Here is a 15,108-nt window from a genome sequence, read left to right as displayed (position 1 = left end):
ACATGATGTTATCAGCAAACTGGGGCGTAATTGCCACCTGGCGCATGGCCTGGGAAGGCGTGTCCGAGGCGGCAGGTCTGCTTCAGGCAAACAAGGCCGCCGGCGATGCGGCCATCCACGCGGTGAAATGCGTAGAAGACTATCCGTTTTACAAATCCGTAGGGTTTGGCGGCCTGCCCAACGAACGCGGAGAAGTCGAGCTGGACGCCGCTTTTATGGACGGCACCAGCCTCGCGATCGGCGCAGTCGCCAGCGTACGCGATATTGCTAACCCGATTCTGGTTGCTCAGGCTCTCAGCCGCGAGCGTTTCAACAGCTTTATGGTCGGAGCCGGCGCGGAAGAATGGGCGCTGGCGCAGGGCTTTGAGCGCAAAGAGATGCTGACCGAACGTGCGCGAAACCATTACCTGAAGCGCAAGCGTGAAACTCTTGACCGTGGACTTAGCCCCTACACCGGCCACGATACTGTGGGCGTTATCACCCTCGACGCGCGGCAAAACATCTGCGTCGGCACCTCCACCAGCGGCCTGTTTATGAAGCGCCCTGGCCGCGTGGGCGACTCGCCGGTTTCCGGCTCCGGCTTCTACGCCGACAGCCAAATCGGGGCCGCCACCGCCACCGGCCTCGGCGAGGACCTGATGAAGGGCTGCATCAGCTATGAAATCGTCAGCCGTATGGGACGAGGAATGTCGCCCCAGCAGGCGGCGGAATCCGCCGTTTACGACCTGGAAGCGCAGTTGATGAGACGCTTCGGGCGCGCAGGGGATTTGTCGGTAGTCTGCATGAACACCCGCGGCGAATACGGGGCCGCTACAACAATCGATAATTTTTCTTTCTCGGTGGCGACTCCCGCCCAGCCAGCGGCGGTTTTCCTCACCGAACGCGATGGTAAGAACACGCTGATTCGCCCGGCGGACAGCGCCTGGCTGAAAGCCTATCAACAGCGCATCACGGCGGAGATCATTCAATGAAATGTTTACTCTCACAGCCAGATATATCCCTGGCCCACGCGCACCTGCTGCTGTGGAAATCCAACCCGGCGGCCTGGCCCGAAGCTCTCCGGTCTGTGCTCAGCGAAATGGCGCAGGCCGATGAAGTGCAGACCTGCCGCTTTGGCCTGCGCAACGCCTGCCAGACGCTCAGCCTGCTGCCGGATGGCGATCTGAGCCAGCCCGCAACGCTGCGTAAACTGACGGAAAAAATCGCCGCTGTCCTCCCTTCGCCCGTCGCTCAACCCGTAGCGCTGGACATTTCCGCTTTCGACCTTGTAGATGAAACCACCTTTATTCGCCTGCGCGCGCTGCTGCTGGCCATCATGAACCGCTTCTATCAGCTGCCGCAGCTTGGCTATCGCCACGATGAAAAGCAAAGCCTCGGGGAGCTGTGGCTGCTGGGGAATCCGTCAGCAGAAGCCAGACGGCTCGTTAGCCAGGCGCAGGCCATTGCCGACGGCATGCTGCTCTCGCGCCAGCTTGCCGACCTGCCGGCCAGCGACTGCACGCCTGAAACCGTGGCGCAGCGCGCAGTCGCTTGGGCAACTCATCCACAAACCTCCTGCAATGTGCTGGACGAGAACGAAATTGAGCGCCAGCAAATGGGCTGTTTGCTCGCCACCGGTAAAGGCAGCCGCAATCCGCCGCGCTTAGTTACGCTGCGCTGGCAGGGTGCCGGAGAAAACGCCCCAACCTACGCTTTTGTCGGCAAGGGCATCACTTTCGATACCGGCGGCCTGTGGCTCAAAGGCGGCGAAGGCATGAGCACCATGAAATACGATATGTGCGGCGCGGCGGTAGTCTTTGGCTTGCTCGAAACGGTTAAGGCGCTGAACCTGCCGCTCAACGTTGTGGCAGTCATGGCGCTGGCGGAAAACATGCCGACGGACAGCGCAATGCGCCCCGGCGACGTGGTCCGTTCACACGCCGGGCACAGCGTGGAAATCATTAATACCGATGCGGAAGGCCGCCTGGTTCTGGCCGACGCGCTCAGCTACGCCGCGCAAACCTTTAAACCGGCTGCTCTGATTGACGTCGCTACGCTCACCGGCGCGGTGGTTAAAGCTTTGGGCTACGACATCAGCGGCATAATGAGCAATTCGGCGGCGCTTGAAGATCAAATCCGGCGGGCCGCGGCGCTGACGCAGGACAGAGTCTGGCCGCTGCCGCTAGATGAAAGCTTTGATAAACAGGTCAGGAGCAGCATTGCCGATCTGACCAATACGCCGCCGAACAACGCCGCTATTGCGGTTTCGGCGGCCCAGTTCTTAAGCAAGTTTTGCCATCAAATGCCGTGGGCGCACCTCGACGTCAGCGGCACCGCGCTAAGCCGCGGCAAATTCACCCAGGCCAGCGGCCGCCCCGCCCATCTGCTCACGCAGTATTTGCTTACTCTTTGTGAAGGAAACCAACGATGAAAAAGATCCTGCTGGTCTGCGATTTAGGGATGTCGACGAGCCTGGTGGTAAAGCGCATGCAGAAAGCAGCCGCTAAAGGCGTACAGGAGTTTAATACAGCGATCGCCAACTACGACTGCGCGCTGCCTGGCCCGTAAATCGCCTACAATCTGGCGGAATGCCAGCAGATTGCCGGGCCGCTTAATAAAAGGGTTGAGACGATTAACATGATGGATTACGGCATGGTCAACGGGGATAAAATTCTCGACTACGCGCTGTGACTGGTCTCCTGGCGCAGCTTTAGCCACGCGGCCGGAGTGAGATTCTTCAACCGGCTGCGGATAATCCTCTGGTTTAGCAGATCCTCAAATTCCAGCAGCACGGCCCCAAGCCCCAGCCTCTTATCAAAACGCTCGCCGTTAAGCATCGCCTCCAGCGGCTGCTGGAAATTGCCCTTTGCCGCTTCTGCCAGCCAGCTTTCTTCTTCCGCAGCATGTAAAGGTACGCCCAGTTCCTGTGCCAGCTTCTGCGCCAGCGTCGAAGGGCGCGCTGCGATCGACAGAACCGGCAGCAGCAGGCCGTTTTGCAGAAAGCCGACCAGCCCCTCAAGAGGCTGATGCTCGTCCCGCTCGCGCAGCGCCACCGCCAGATAGCCAGAAACGGGATCGCTAAAGACCAGCAGCACGCCCTGCTTATGGCTGATGACTTCCGGCAGCGGGAAGATATCCAGCCGCAAATGGCCCGCAGCCTGCGCTAAGTCCGGCTTACCGATACGCGAAACCTGCCAGTTTTGCAGCATTCGACTGATGCTCGCCCGGGAAATCCCCTGCTGGACCAGCAGGCGCGCCGCTTCAAGTAGTTCGTCAAGCGACAGCGCAAGGCGCAGACGCAGAAAAACCAGGATAGCTTCCTGCTCACGGCTTAGCGCCCGGTGAATGGTATTGGGGCGATGAGATTTATCATAGCAGTCATCCCGCTTACGCCAGCGGCGCACGGTATCGACGGAGATATTCAGCTCTTCGGCAAGCTCAGCGTCCGTTTTATTCGAGTCCTGAATGTATTTCCGGGTGCGCGGCGTCGTTGTCGCGTTGGAGTGCAGCTTGATCTCCATCGAACCTCATCTGAATAGGCTGAAATTAAAGAACTTCATTATAAAAGTTCGCCGCCGCGCTTTCAGTGAAAAGTGCCGCATCCTGCGTAAAAAGCCTGCGCAAGCGGTTGCTCATCAGGTGCGACCAGCAATACGAAAAAGAGTAGCAAAAGATGCGCTAAACGAGGCGGAAAGGTGATGACAATTGCAAAGTTGACAATTCGTAGACTAATCATCACCAATTTCAAAAGGTTAGAATACATTCAATTTTTTTGAACAACGCCGTCAATTCTCTTTGGTTTATTATTCTGCCGAAAAGTGTGACCATAATCACATCGACGGAACAACGTCCCCTTAACAGAATAACCTGCAAGAGATTAATCATGAAAACCATCAAATATGCTGTTGCCGCTCTCGCCCTTGCCACCCTTTCATCCGGCGCATTCGCTGCACAATCTGTCAGCCATGCTGAAGCTCAGAGCCTGAATAAAGTTGGCGTAGTGTCTGTACAAGGCGCTACAACGCTGGATGGGCTGGAAGCACAGCTCGCTCAGAAAGCGCAGCAGGCGGGTGCCAGCGCCTACTCTATTACTTCTGCCAACACCAACGGCAAAATGAGCGGCTCCGCTGTAATCTACAACTAGGTCGCGAGAGAAAAGTTTTAACCCTGAACCGTAGCTTTGCTTTACCCTCATCTGGAGCCCTGCTCCGCCCTTGTTTGACCCTTGATGTTACCCTTGTTGCCTGCGGATTATGCCGCAGGCTTTTTTTTGCCTGCCGTTCAGGGTTAAAACGTCTGGTCGACTCTCACAAGCCCGTCTTCGAGCGTTTGCGCCTCGCCGGTCGCCACCAGACAACAGGCCATCTGCGTTTTTAATGACTGCGGTACCGGCTCCAGGCCCGCCACACAGCGTTCAATCCAGCGCGCGGTAACCTCCGGATCTTTCGCCGCAGGCAGCGCCATATCTTCGCCTCTCATCTCTGTCTGCCGCTCGCTTACAACCCGCGTGCCCTGTCCGTCAATCAGGCTTATCTGCGGACAGCGCTGCGGACTGGCATAGACTTCGCCTTCTGTGCCGTGCATCAGCAGGCCGCGCCCGCCGATTTCGGCAAAGAATTTCGCCACTTTCGGCACATATTCCGGATGTGAAACGCTGGCAAGACGCAGCGCGGCATCTTCTGCAAACGGCGTAGCGAGTTTCGCCAGCGTATGCGCGCTGTTGCGAACGCCCATCCGCCAGCGCATGGCGAGCTGGTTTTCCATCGGCGGGCACAGCGCGCCAATCGGCATATACACCGGATGATGCGATTCGAGCTTCGCCTGGGCCTGGCCCGCATGCAGCGTGGGCTCGATTCCCAGCAGCGTAAAAATGGTTTCCGTCAGCACGCGGGTGGGATCGTGGCTTACGCCATGCACCACGACCGGATAGCCCAGACGATTAAGCAGCATCGCCAGCAGCGGCGTCAGGTTTGCCTGCTTGCGCGCGCCGTTATAAGAGGGGATCACTATCGGCATCGGTTTGTTTACCGGCGGCGTAAGGGAGATAAGGTGCTGCTTCATCGCTGCGTAGAAGCCCAGCATTTCAGCCTCGCCTTCGCCTTTAATACGCAGCGCGATAAGCACGCCGCCAAGCTCAAGCTCCGGTACCTCGCCGTTAAGCATATGGGTGTACAACCCGAGTGCGGTATCAAAATCCAGATCTCTGGCGTGGTTCTTGCCGCGCCCTATTTCTTTTATAATTTTGCGATAGTCCATTTCAGCTCCCCCTGAGATTCCTGACAAAGAAGGAAAAAGCGTGGCCTTTCCTCCTTTGTGATTGATCTGCCGGAAATCAGTAAATCGATTTCCCTGTTATTTTTACGGTGAGATATTTTTTATCTCAACCTGATGAGGCCTGCCCTCAGCCTGCCCGGTATTTTTTGCCCGCACCTTTGCGTCGCGCGGCCTTTTCAGGCGCTGCTTTAATCAGTTTAGCCGCAGGCGCGGGCGGCTGGGTAATAGGAAATACCGGCAAAGCGCCCAGCAAACGCTGGCCGTAATTTTTGGTCAGCAGGCGGCGGTCGTAAATAACGACCTCGCCATAACAGCCGTGGCTACGAATTAAACGCCCTACCTGCTGGATAAGGTTAAATGAGGCGGCAGGCAAACTCTGCACTTCGAAAGGATAGCGCCGGAGACTTTTTAACCACTCCCCTTCCGTTACCACCACCGGACTGTCTACCGGCGGGAAAGCGATCTTATGGATATGCACCTGGCTTAGCAGATCGCCTTTTAAATCTAACCCTTCGGCAAAAGATTGCAGCCCGACCAGCACGCTGGTTTCCCCCTGCTCCACGCGCTTGCGATGCAGTTCCACCAGCCTGTAGCGGGGCTGATCGCCCTGCACCAGCAAAGTGAGGCGCAGATCGACGACGTGGGTCAGAAACAGCTGCATGGCGCGGTTGCTGGCGAACAGTACCAGCATACCTTTGTGCTCGCCTTTTGCCAGCTCGGCACGGAAAAAGGCCGCCATTTCAGCGAGATGCTGCGGTTCGTTTTCCATCGTTGGCTCAACCGTGAGCTGCGGGATAACCAGCTTGCCCTGATCGATATGATTAAAGGGCGAATCCAGCGCTATAAAACGGTCGCCCGCTTTTTCGCGCAGGCCGCTCATCTCCTGCAGACGGTCGAATTTGTTAAGCGAACGCAGCGTGGCCGAGGTAATAATCACATGCGGCACGTTACGCCAGACTAACTTTTCCAGCTGGTCGCTTACGCGGATGCCTACGCAGTGAAAGAACAGATGCGGCTGCCCTTCCCGATTTTCCCGCGTTACCCACTTAGAAACGGGCGCGCCGGAGGCCTGATCCATGGCGGAAAGACGCCAGAGCTTACTTTGGGATTCGAAATAGCCCAGCGCGCGGTTCATTTGCAACAGGGCGCGATGCACGCGCACCACGTCATGGCTGCCGGTTTTTTCACTCAGATCGCCCTGCAGCGCTTCCGCCAGGCTGCGCAGGCCCTCCATTAATTTCGCCAGCCGCTGGCAGATAACCATAATTTCTTCGGGCAGCACGCCCATTTCAAAACGGTGCTCGCTTTCATACTCGCCCGGCATCCAGAACCTTACGATGCCGTAAAACGAACTAAGCAGCTCATGGACTTCATCGCAGTGGTTGGTCAGGCGCTCGGGGTTTGTCAGCGGCGGCGGGCTTTTCGGACGGAACTGCGCCATGCAGGTTTCCACCAGCTTGCAGAACAAATCGAGCTGCAGGCGGCTGTGGCCGGGAGTGACTTCGGCGCTCATCTCCAGCGCGTCACGGGCGACGTCCGGCAGATGGTGGCCTTCATCGAGCACCAGCAGCAGGTTTTTCGCTTCCGGCAAAACAGCATCGCTTTCCATGGCTGCCATCACCAGCGCGTGGTTAGCCACCACCACTTCCGCCTCGTCGATTTCGCGGCGCGCCACGAAAAACGGGCATTCGCGATACCAGTGGCAGTTGCGGCCAAGGCAACTGGCTTTATCCGTGCTCATCCGCCGCCAGAGATCGTCGTCGATGGCCTGCGCGTTATGATCGCGTATTCCGTCCCATTTGTAGGCATCCAGCTCGGTTTTCAGCTTCGCGCAGCGCTGCTGTTCATCCTTGCTGGCGGGAGCCAGTTCGTCGTCAAGAAAGGCGAGCAAATCTCCCTGCGCCAGGTTATCCGTGGCTAAGGCCGCCAGATTACGCGGGCAGACGTAGCGCCCACGACCGAAAGCGGCGGTAAATTTTAGATCGGGGATAATTTTGCGCAGCAGCGGCAGGTCTTTACTGAAGATCTGGTCCTGCAACGCTACGTTTGCGGTGCTGACCACCAGCGTTTTTTGCTCCCCGCGCGCGATAGCGATGCCCGGAATCAGGTATGAGAGCGTTTTCCCCACGCCCGTTGGCGCTTCAATCGCCAGGTGGCGCCCCTCTTCACCCGCCAGCGTTTTCGCCACTTCGGCAATCATCTGCCGCTGCGGGGGACGCGGAATAAAGTCCGGGATCTGCTGTTGCAGCGCCTTATACCAGGCGGCGATTTGCGCTTTTTGCGCCGGGGACAAAGCCATGAGCACCACTTCTACTGTATAAACAGCCACTATTGTCCCACTTTTCGCACGCGGACGGCATCATTTTTTGTTTTTAAGTCATCCACCCGGCCTTGACCAATGACAAAGCGGCGTCGCGCGCTTCCTCCCTATAATCAAGCCCGTTTGTTCTCCTACTGGTATGAAACTATGGCTTATCAACTCACCTTAGACTGGCAACAATTTTTAGAAAAATATTGGCAAAAAAGGCCGGTTGTACTGAAAAAGGCCTTCCCGGATTTTGTCGATCCTATTACGCCGGATGAGCTGGCGGGCCTCGCCATGGAGCCTGAGGTGGATAGCCGCCTCGTCAGCCATAGCGAAGACGGGCAGTGGCATGCCAGCAACGGGCCGTTTGAACATTTCGATAATCTGGGTGAAAAAGGCTGGTCTCTGCTGGCGCAGGCCGTGAACCACTGGCATAAGCCTTCCGCCGAGCTGGTACGCCCTTTCCGCGTGCTGCCGGACTGGCGTCTGGACGATCTGATGATCTCTTTCTCCGTGCCGGGCGGCGGCGTAGGGCCGCATATTGACCAGTACGATGTGTTTATTATCCAGGGGATGGGCCGTCGCCGCTGGCGCGTGGGCGATAAGCTGCCGATGCGCCAGTTTTGCCCGCATCCGGCGCTGCTGCATGTCGATCCTTTTACGCCGATTATCGATGAAGATCTTGAGCCGGGCGACATTCTGTATATTCCGCCGGGCTTCCCGCACGACGGGTTTACCCATGAAACCGCCCTTAACTACTCCGTTGGTTTTCGTGGGCCAAATAACCGCGATCTGATCAGCAGCTTTGCCGACTACGCGCTGGAAAACGATCTGGGTAATGAGCACTACAGCGATCCGGATCTGAGGCTGCGCGAACATCCGGGCAAAGTAGAAGCCTACGAGCTGGATCGTCTGCGCGGCATGATGATGGACATGATCAACCAGCCGGAAGATTTCAGGCAGTGGTTCGGACGTTTTGCCACCACGCCGCGTCATGAACTGGATATCGCCCCTGCGCAGCCGCCATATGCGCAGTCAGAAATTCTTGATGCTCTGCTGCAGGGCGACAGCCTGACTCGCCTGAGCGGCCTGCGCGTGCTGAACGTGGGCGACAGCTTCTTTATCAACAGCGAACCGCTGATGACAAAGAATCACGCCGCCGCCGATGCGCTGTGCCGGTTTACTTCAGTCGACCAACAAACGCTGGGTTCGGCGCTGCAGGATGAGGCCTTTATGGCGGTGCTGACCGAACTGTTAAATCAGGGTTACTGGTATTTCGAAGACTGATTTGCAGGCGCTGTCCGGCGGGCGGCGCCTGGGCTACCCGCCAGGAAAAACACAACGATCCTTATCCCAAAAAAAATCAGCAAAGTTTCCCAGAGTCAGCCGCACTGTCTACAGTTAAATGGGGACTTCCCGGACTGGCTTTGGGGACATCATGGCGCTTTATACCATTGGTGAAGTGGCTGCGCTTTGCGATATCAATCCCGTCACGCTGCGCGCCTGGCAAAGGCGTTACGGGCTGCTAAAACCTCAGCGCACCGACGGCGGGCATCGCCTGTTTGATGATGCCGATATCGACCGCATTCGCGAGATCAAACGCTGGATTGAAAACGGCGTGCAGGTCAGCAAAGTCAAAGCCTTGCTCAGCGACGGCGAAATGGAGCCGGATACAGGCTGGCGTGAACGGCAGGAGGTATTGCTGCGTCACCTGCAGGGCGGCAACCCTGGCCGGCTGCGCGCCTGGATTGCTGATATCGGGCGCGATTATCCCGCGGACACGCTTGTGATGCAGCTTTATATCCCGCTGCGTCGCCGCCTGCAATGCCAGCAGGTTACGCTTAATACGCTATTAAGCTTGCTTGACGGCGCCTTGATTAACTACATTGCGCAATGCCTTGCCTCGGCGCGTAAACACAGCGGCAAAGACGCAATACTGATAGGCTGGAACACGCCGGATACCACGCGTTTATGGATGGCGGCCTGGATGGCGGTTCAACAAGGCTGGCGCGTTGATGTGCTGGCACACCCGCTAAGCTGCGTACGGCCCGAGCTTTTCCCACGGCAGACAATTCTGGTATGGTGCGGCGAAACGCCTACCGACCAACAGCTTAATCAACTGGAACAGTGGCGCTGCGCCGGGCTGCCTGTCTTCCCGCTTAATAGCGCCGGTCGGGAGCTCACCCGCATCGCTGAAGGCATTTAAAGGTTCATTAACAAGACAGCTTCGCTTTATAATCGCCTGCGTCTATTGGGAGCGAAATATGAAATTGTCTAAACTTGCCATCGTCGGTGGCATGCTGGTAATGGCCATCGGCGGAATTGGCGGCGTGATACTTATGGGTTACATCGTTATCCTTCATGGCGCGTAACGTAGCGTAACAGGCGTTCAAACAGGCGGTCGGTAACTATCGCCGCCAGCGCCACCAGGATGGCCCCCTGAATCACATAAGCGGTGTTAAAGCCGCTCAGGCCAATAATGATGGGCGAGCCGAGCGTTCTGACTCCCACAGTCGAGGCGATTGTCGCCGTACCGATATTAACGATCACCGACGTCCGCACCCCCGCCAGGATCACCGGCGCAGCCAGCGGCAGCTCAACTTTGCGCAGCACCTGCCAGCGGCTCATGCCGGCGCCAGATGCTATTTCTCGCGTCGCTTCCGGCACCGCGCCAATGCCCGCCAGCGTGCCCTGTAAGATCGGCAGCAGGCCATAAAGCACCAGCGCGATAATAGCCGGCTGCTGCCCAAAGCCCATCACTGGCACGGCAATCGCCAGCACGGCAACGGGCGGGAACGTCTGGCCTGCGGCGGTTATCGTTTCCACCAGCGAGCGAAACTCAAGCCCGGCGGGACGCGTCACCGCGATGCCCAGCCCTACGCCAACGATAATCGCCACCAGGCTTGAAACCGCCACCAGCGTCAGATGCGCAAGCGCCAGCGAGATAAAGCTGTCCTGCTGGTACAGCGGCCTTGCAAGCTCCGGAAACAGCCAGCCAAACAGCGCCCCGGTGTGCGGCATCAAAAAAAGCAGCGCAATAAAGAAGGCCAGCAGCCACAGCAGCGGATCACGCACCAGATGCATGTTCACCTCGCACCAGATCGCTGAAATGCAGCACGCCGCACGGCTCGCCCTTTTCGTCCACCACCGGCAACTGCTGGCACTGACGGTCAACAAACAGCGACAGCGCCTCGCGCAGGCTAAGATCCGCCTTAATAGGTTCGCCTGCGATACGCTCATCGGCGCGCAGGCTGTTGACGACCTGACGTAACGACAGCAGCCGTAAGCCAAGCTCGCTGCGGCCAAAGAAATCCCGCGCAAAGTCATTGGCCGGATTAGTCAGCAGTTCCAGCGGCGCTCCCTGCTGGATAATCCGCCCGCCGTCCATAAGGACGATGCGGTCCGCCAGCCGCAGCGCTTCTTCGATATCATGCGTAACCAGCACAATGGTGCGTCCGAACCGATTGTGGATGCGTACAATCTCCTGCTGAAGCGCTGCACGGGTAACCGGATCGAGCGCGCCGAAGGGCTCATCCATCAGCAGCACTTCCGGGTCGGCGGCCAGCGCGCGGGCGACGCCGACGCGCTGCTGTTGCCCGCCAGAAAGCTGATGCGGGTAACGCTCGCGGAATTGCGCCGCTTCCAGGCCGAGCAAATCCAGTAGCTCATCCGTACGCGCCTCAATTCGCGCCTTCGGCCACTTCAGAAGCTGTGGCACCGTGGCGATGTTCTGCGCCACGTTCCAGTGGGGGAACAGGCCGATGGACTGAATCGCGTAGCCCATCCGGCGGCGCAGTGCCCTGGCGTCAAAATTACGAATCTCTTCACCCGCGAAGCGAATTCGTCCTTCGTCATGCTCCACCAGCCTGTTAATCATTTTCAGCGTCGTGGATTTTCCTGAGCCGGAAGTGCCGATCAGCACCGTGAACTCTCCTTCGCGAATAGTTAACGACAGATCTTTGACCGCCGCTTCCCCCTGGAAGTATTTACTGACATGGTCAAATTCGATCATGGCCGTTTCGCCTCAAGTAACGAGATTAGCAGTTTAAAAAGCGCATCCAGCATGACGGCCAGCGCAATTACCGGGATCACACCCAGCAAAACCAGATCCAGCGCGCTGCTCAGCAATCCCTGGAAAATGATCGCGCCAAACCCTCCCGCGCCGATTAGCGCAGCAATAACCGCCATGCCGATGGTTTGCACGCACACCACACGCAGGCTTCGCAACAGCACGGGCATCGCCAGCGGCACTTCCGCTCGCCAGAATATTTGCCGCCGCGACATTCCCATGCCTTCGGCGCTTTCAACAATATTGCGCGGAACCTGCTGTAAACCGGCGACCACGCCGCGAACCAGCGGCAGCAGCGCGTAAAGCACCAGCGCGATTAATGCGGGCGTCACCCCAATACCGCTTACGCCTATTGCGCCAAGCCAGGGCGATAATTTGGCAAGCCCGGCCAGCGGCGCAATCAGCAGGCCAAAGAGCGCCACGGAGGGAACGGTCTGAATCACGTTAAGCACGGAAAATACGGATGATTGCCAGGTGGGACGCTGATAACAAAATATCCCGAGCGGCACGCCGATCAGCAATGCCGGAACCAGAGTGCCCAGCAATAACGCCAGGTGGCGGCTCAGCGCGTCATCGAAAACGTCCTGCCGGTTGGCATACTCTTTAAGTAAAGAGAGATCGGAGAAGAAGCCGCTCAGCAACAGGGCGACAGGCGCTATCCAGATTTGCAGATTAAGCAGCAGACGCCATAGCGCCTTCGGCGTCAGTCGATTAATCGCATCGGTACATATCAGCAGACAGAGCGCCAGAGCCAGCCAGAGGCCGCTGCCGGGAGAGGTGCGGGCAACGCTGCTTCCTTCCTGCGCAAACCAGCTTGCCGTTTTGCCCATCACTACCAGCGCCGCGATAAACATCGCCTCAGCGACAAGCAGCGTCAGAAACAGCGGGATGCGGCGCGTGGGAACAAGAGTGAGCCCGGCCAGAATAACCGTGGGGAGGAGGAGCAGTAAAAGCGCATGGTCAGGTAACTGGCTGAGTACCATGGGTTCCCCCGATACCAGCCGGTTTGCGGCGTGATTAATAAAAGGGAGAACTCCGCCTGCCGCCGCCAGCAGCATCACCAGCAGCAGCAGCACGCGGTTATGGATTTTAAGCAAACTCACTTCCTGTTAGTGTTGTCGGGCGGCATTTCGCCTGCCCGACCTGGGTTGTCTATTTCACAAAACCTTTCTGCTTCAGGTAGTCAGCCGCCACTTTTTTAGCATCCATCCCTTCCACCGCAATGCTGGCGTTCAGCTGTTGCAGGGTTTTCTCATCAAGCGACGCAAAGACGGGTTTCAACCACTCGTCCAGCTGCGGATAGGCTTTCAGCACCGCCTCACGCACAACGGGCGCTGGCGCATAAATCGGCTGCACGCCTTTTGGATCGCTTAGCGTTTGCAGGCCGAGCGCCGCCACCGGGCCATCGGTGCCGTAAGCCATCGCCGCGTTCACGCCGGAGGTTTGCTGAGCCGCCGCTTTGATGGTTACCGCCGTGTCGCCGCCCGCAAGGGAAAGCAGCTGCTTCTGGTCGAGTTTAAAGCCGTAGGCCTTTTCAAAAGCAGGCAGCGCATCCGGGCGTTCGATAAATTCAGCGGAGGCCGCAAGCTTAAATTCGCCGCCTTTTTTCAGCCAGGCGCTGAGATCGTCAAGCGAAACGAGCTTATTTTTCTCCGCCACATCTTTGCGCACCGCGATGGTCCAGGTATTGTTCGCAGGCGCAGGCGTCAGCCAGACAAGCTTATTCTTCTCAGCGTCGAGCTGCTTCACTTTGTCATAACCCTTTTGCGCATTTTTCCACACCGGGTCGTTGTCATCTTTAAAGAAGAATGCGCCGTTGCCGGTATATTCCGGATAGATATCCAGCTCGCCCGAGGTGATGGCGCCGCGCACCACTGGCGTGGTCCCCAGCTGCACTTTATTCACGGTTTTCACGCCGTGGCTTTCCAGCACCTGCAAAATGATATTGCCCAGCAAAGAGCCTTCGGTATCGATTTTCGAGCCAACCTTTACCGGCCCGGCCGCCTGAGCGCCCGCCGCCAGCATCAGTAATCCTGCCATGCCCCAACGCGCTGATAAATTCATGGTGATTCCTCGTTGTTGTTCTTTGCTTAAAAATCAGGGGGTCACAAAAAGGATAGCCGAATTTAACAGTGCAGGGAAAACATAAAAATGTACACGTTATACGAAACGGTCATTGAAGAAGCGTAACTTGCGCTGTAGCCGATCCTGGGGGACTTTATTGTGTGCTCTCAACGTTAGCGGCAGAGGAAGAGTCGATTTAACGATTCGTTGTGCAGATGGGCGACGGAGATTCAGACCTTATCAAGATGGGTAAATTCTTATCCGGCAGCTCAGCTTCGACACCTAAAAATAGCGACCGGCATGATGAGACAGCGTGAGGCCTGTACGATTACCACCTGCCCGGAAGAGAGTTTGAGATGCGAATAAAAAAGCGCACGGCACGCAGGCCGTGCGCCACAAACTAAGCGTAACGAGGCTTAATCTGTAATAGTGCGTTAATACCAGAATCAGCAATGCCAGCAATACCATTCAACTCAAAAATATTGCCGATAGCGCTACCGGTTGCCCAGGCAATATCTGAAAAAATACCTGCGCCAGATCCTTGTTCAGGTTCTGCTGCATTAATTTTTTCACCATCTTTTATCCTACGTTTTGAGCGTTATGGTTTTAAAAAAAGAATCTTCTCTTTTCCCATCACTGATTATTAGCCTGTAGATATCAACGCAGCGTTGTAAAACTAAAGTAACTTGTTCGATTGAGCGTTAGCAGGACCACGAGAGCCGAAACCGAAAAGACCTGCGATTCCATCGCCAATCTGCGAGATAGCATCCTTAAAATTTAACTCCAGGAGACTTCCGAACCCTTTACCCAACGCTGTTGCAGCATCTTTTAGATTGGTATTAAGGCCGCCCAATGCCGCACCGGCATCAACAATACTACCGATAACCCCGCCGATGGACCCGGTAAGATCGGCAATAAAACCCGCGCCTGTAACCTGCGCAATCTCTGCTGCATTTAATTCTTTCATTGTCGTTTCTCCTAATTATTCTCTGATTTCAAAATAAGCGGTTATCTTTCTTGCATATAACCCTTTTGTTATACAGCCATCATTAAGCTGCGCTATGGGTTTTAACATAATTTAATTATATGGCAAAGATCCCGCTCTTATTTAAAACAGTAACTTATCTACCAGCGCTGTTTAATATAATTTAAGACAGAAAAAGAAAATATCATGCTAAAAAGGCGCTTTTATCGGCGGTTAACGCGAGTTCAAAGCGCTTGCGCGCCTTTCTGGAGTAAAATAAAAGAATAAAAATAAAAGCACTTCTATAAAGATGATAAAAATACATTATGCGTTCTAATATCCCGCCCGATAAATATAAAAGCTAATCATAAAACAATAGATTTAATCATCCTTAAATGACCGACAAAAAAGAAAAACCTGGCGGCAGATTTTAAAACAGAATGGAATGATGCT

At 56.3% G+C, this 15,108-nt stretch carries 15 protein-coding genes and 1 pseudogene; 8 read left to right on the top strand and 8 right to left on the bottom strand.

Annotation, left to right across the window (positions count from 1 at the left end; all coding sequences use genetic code 11):
- The first annotated feature begins 2 nt into the window (after positions 1–2).
- The 3 genes and pseudogenes from WLO31_RS06325 to WLO31_RS06315 all read left to right on the top strand — a co-directional run bounded on the left by WLO31_RS06325 (position 3) and on the right by WLO31_RS06315 (position 2,670).
- Positions 3–971, top strand: a complete 969-nt coding sequence (locus WLO31_RS06325; RefSeq protein WP_435929643.1) for a N(4)-(beta-N-acetylglucosaminyl)-L-asparaginase — start codon at positions 3–5, stop codon at positions 969–971.
- Positions 968–2,410 (top strand): leucyl aminopeptidase, encoded by a 1,443-nt coding sequence (locus tag WLO31_RS06320; RefSeq protein WP_435929642.1) that lies wholly within the window; start codon positions 968–970, stop codon positions 2,408–2,410. Before WLO31_RS06325 ends, WLO31_RS06320 begins: the two co-directional genes overlap by 4 nt.
- A pseudogene (locus tag WLO31_RS06315) lies at positions 2,407–2,670 on the top strand (PTS sugar transporter subunit IIB). The gene WLO31_RS06320 and the pseudogene WLO31_RS06315 overlap by 4 nt, the downstream one beginning before the upstream one ends.
- Here the strand turns inward: WLO31_RS06315 and WLO31_RS06310 are convergent.
- The gene (locus WLO31_RS06310; protein WP_435929641.1) at positions 2,658–3,500 is read right to left on the bottom strand and encodes a helix-turn-helix domain-containing protein; all 843 of its coding nucleotides are present in this window, start codon (positions 3,498–3,500) and stop codon (positions 2,658–2,660) included. The pseudogene WLO31_RS06315 and the gene WLO31_RS06310 overlap by 13 nt on opposite strands.
- A gap of 362 nt (positions 3,501–3,862) precedes the next feature.
- Here WLO31_RS06310 and ybiJ point away from each other — a divergent pair, with 362 nt between their 5' ends.
- Positions 3,863–4,123 carry a DUF1471 family protein YbiJ gene (ybiJ, locus tag WLO31_RS06305; RefSeq protein ID WP_435929640.1) on the top strand — a complete coding sequence of 87 codons (261 nt, stop codon included), beginning with the start codon at positions 3,863–3,865 and terminating at the stop codon, positions 4,121–4,123.
- Positions 4,124–4,266: 143 nt separating this feature from the next.
- Here the strand turns inward: ybiJ and ybiB are convergent, their stop codons facing one another.
- Together ybiB and dinG are read right to left on the bottom strand one after the other, a co-directional pair.
- On the bottom strand, positions 4,267–5,235 hold the full coding sequence (gene ybiB / locus WLO31_RS06300; protein ID WP_435929639.1) for a DNA-binding protein YbiB: 969 nt from the start codon (positions 5,233–5,235) through the stop codon (positions 4,267–4,269).
- A 145-nt stretch (positions 5,236–5,380) separates the two neighbouring features.
- Positions 5,381–7,552, bottom strand: coding sequence for an ATP-dependent DNA helicase DinG (dinG, locus tag WLO31_RS06295; protein ID WP_435930530.1), 2,172 nt, complete (start codon positions 7,550–7,552; stop codon positions 5,381–5,383).
- A 168-nt stretch (positions 7,553–7,720) separates the two neighbouring features.
- Between dinG and WLO31_RS06290 the strand changes: the two genes are divergently transcribed.
- The 3 genes from WLO31_RS06290 (at position 7,721) to WLO31_RS06280 (ending at position 9,930) form a co-directional block, all read left to right on the top strand.
- Positions 7,721–8,845, top strand: a complete 1,125-nt coding sequence (locus WLO31_RS06290; protein WP_435929638.1) for a JmjC domain-containing protein — start codon at positions 7,721–7,723, stop codon at positions 8,843–8,845.
- Between the two features lie 151 nt (positions 8,846–8,996).
- Positions 8,997–9,764 carry a MerR family transcriptional regulator gene (locus tag WLO31_RS06285; RefSeq protein ID WP_435929637.1) on the top strand — a complete coding sequence of 256 codons (768 nt, stop codon included), beginning with the start codon at positions 8,997–8,999 and terminating at the stop codon, positions 9,762–9,764.
- Positions 9,765–9,822: 58 nt separating this feature from the next.
- A complete protein-coding gene (locus WLO31_RS06280) occupies positions 9,823–9,930 on the top strand; it encodes a hypothetical protein (RefSeq protein WP_435929636.1) in 108 nt (35 codons plus the stop codon).
- On the opposite strand, the gene WLO31_RS06275 is transcribed toward WLO31_RS06280, so the two are convergent.
- Genes WLO31_RS06275 through osmF form a run of 4 tightly spaced genes read right to left on the bottom strand, consistent with a single transcriptional unit; the run spans position 9,911 to position 13,691 of the window.
- The gene (locus WLO31_RS06275) at positions 9,911–10,642 is read right to left on the bottom strand and encodes an ABC transporter permease (RefSeq protein ID WP_435929635.1); all 732 of its coding nucleotides are present in this window, start codon (positions 10,640–10,642) and stop codon (positions 9,911–9,913) included. The two genes, WLO31_RS06280 and WLO31_RS06275, sit on opposite strands and share 20 nt — an antisense overlap.
- Positions 10,626–11,570 carry an ABC transporter ATP-binding protein gene (locus tag WLO31_RS06270; protein WP_435929634.1) on the bottom strand — a complete coding sequence of 315 codons (945 nt, stop codon included), beginning with the start codon at positions 11,568–11,570 and terminating at the stop codon, positions 10,626–10,628. Before WLO31_RS06270 ends, WLO31_RS06275 begins: the two co-directional genes overlap by 17 nt.
- On the bottom strand, positions 11,567–12,724 hold the full coding sequence (locus WLO31_RS06265; RefSeq protein WP_435929633.1) for an ABC transporter permease: 1,158 nt from the start codon (positions 12,722–12,724) through the stop codon (positions 11,567–11,569). The genes WLO31_RS06270 and WLO31_RS06265 overlap by 4 nt, the downstream gene beginning before the upstream one ends.
- A 55-nt stretch (positions 12,725–12,779) precedes the next feature.
- The gene (osmF, locus tag WLO31_RS06260; RefSeq protein ID WP_435929632.1) at positions 12,780–13,691 is read right to left on the bottom strand and encodes a glycine betaine ABC transporter substrate-binding protein OsmF; all 912 of its coding nucleotides are present in this window, start codon (positions 13,689–13,691) and stop codon (positions 12,780–12,782) included.
- A 452-nt stretch (positions 13,692–14,143) separates the two neighbouring features.
- Between osmF and WLO31_RS06255 the strand changes: the two genes are divergently transcribed.
- Positions 14,144–14,338: a hypothetical protein gene (locus tag WLO31_RS06255; protein WP_435929631.1), complete on the top strand. Its 195-nt coding sequence runs from the start codon at positions 14,144–14,146 to the stop codon at positions 14,336–14,338.
- 29 nt (positions 14,339–14,367) lie between these two features.
- Here the strand turns inward: WLO31_RS06255 and WLO31_RS06250 are convergent, their stop codons facing one another.
- Entirely contained in the window at positions 14,368–14,658 is a 291-nt protein-coding gene (locus WLO31_RS06250; RefSeq protein WP_435929630.1) for a hypothetical protein, read from the bottom strand.
- Between the last annotated feature and the right edge of the window lie 450 nt (positions 14,659–15,108).

Source organism: Dryocola sharpae (assembly GCF_051307055.1).
Lineage (GTDB): Bacteria > Pseudomonadota > Gammaproteobacteria > Enterobacterales > Enterobacteriaceae > Dryocola.
This window is presented reverse-complemented; position numbering and strand designations above follow the sequence as displayed.